2 protein-coding genes are annotated in these 1006 nt (G+C 62.5%); one reads left to right on the top strand and one right to left on the bottom strand.

What is annotated here, in order from left to right; translation table 11 throughout:
- Window positions 1-44 precede the first annotated feature (44 nt).
- A complete protein-coding gene (locus tag EOA29_RS37765) occupies window positions 45-275 on the top strand; it encodes a DUF680 domain-containing protein (RefSeq protein ID WP_126090675.1) in 231 nt (76 codons plus the stop codon).
- A gap of 181 nt (window positions 276-456) precedes the next feature.
- Here the strand turns inward: EOA29_RS37765 and EOA29_RS37760 are convergent.
- Window positions 457-1006, bottom strand: a 550-nt coding sequence (locus EOA29_RS37760) for a TOBE domain-containing protein (RefSeq protein WP_127222477.1), incomplete at its 5' end; no start/stop codon positions are given.

Genomic DNA, 1006 nt, shown 5'->3' with positions numbered 1-1006 from the left:
GGGAAAACGACATGCATGAGATTTGGAATTCAGGAGTATCGAAAATGAAGAAGATCATTCTTGCCAGCGCGGCCGTTCTGGCCCTCTCCAGCGCCGCTTTCGCGGCCAGCGACAACTACGGCTCCAACGGTGCAAACCAGCCGGCGGCCGCAGTCGACACCTCGCGCACCTCGTCGATCGGCTCCGACTCGCCGGTCCGCAAGCAGCTGAACTCGTCGAATGACGAGCAGAAGTCGGCCCCGCAGGGCAGCGACCGCAACCTCTTCGGCCGCTAGAGCAATTCCAGGAAAAGTGTGTAACGGTTTTCCGTCCGGAATTGCGTGAAAACAAAGAGATAGAGCGTCTCATCGTTTCCGTGAAACGGTGAGACGCTCTATCAGCCGCGGGCAGTTGAAAAAAAGGGCGGCGAGTCAGGCTCGCCGTCCTTTTGTTTGCCGGAGCGGAAGGATGCCGGCCTCAGGCCGCCTTCGCCTCTTCGCGATGAAGCGTGAAGGAGTGGCCGTCCGCGTCGAAGATATGCAGGTCGCCGGCGCTGGCATTGAGCCGCAAGGTCTCGCCGCGCTTGACCTCGACATTGCCCGGCAGCTTGGCCACGAGCGGCAGGTCGGCGCGGCCGATGTCGACATAGACGAGCTGTACCTCGCCGAGCTGCTCGATATAGTCCACCTTGCCTTCGAACAGATAGTCCGTGCCGGTGGCGATCGCGAGATCCTCCGGCCGCACGCCGAAGCTCACCGCCGCGCCGTTCGCCGAAGCGGGCGTCGCGATCGGCACCGTCGCCTTGCGGTCGCCGACGTGGCTGACCACGGTCGGATTGCCGGCCTTCTCGATCTTCGCCGGCAATATGTTCATGGCGGGCGAGCCGATGAACTGGGCGACGAACAGATTGCCCGGCCGCTTGTAGAGTTCCATCGGCGTGCCGACCTGCTCGACAACGCCTTCCTTCAACACCACGATGCGGTCCGCCAGCGTCATCGCCTCGACCTGGTCGTGCGTGACATAGATC

Origin of the sequence: Mesorhizobium sp. M1E.F.Ca.ET.063.01.1.1, from assembly GCF_003998155.1 — a bacterium.
Taxonomy (GTDB): domain Bacteria; phylum Pseudomonadota; class Alphaproteobacteria; order Rhizobiales; family Rhizobiaceae; genus Mesorhizobium.
This window is presented reverse-complemented; position numbering and strand designations above follow the sequence as displayed.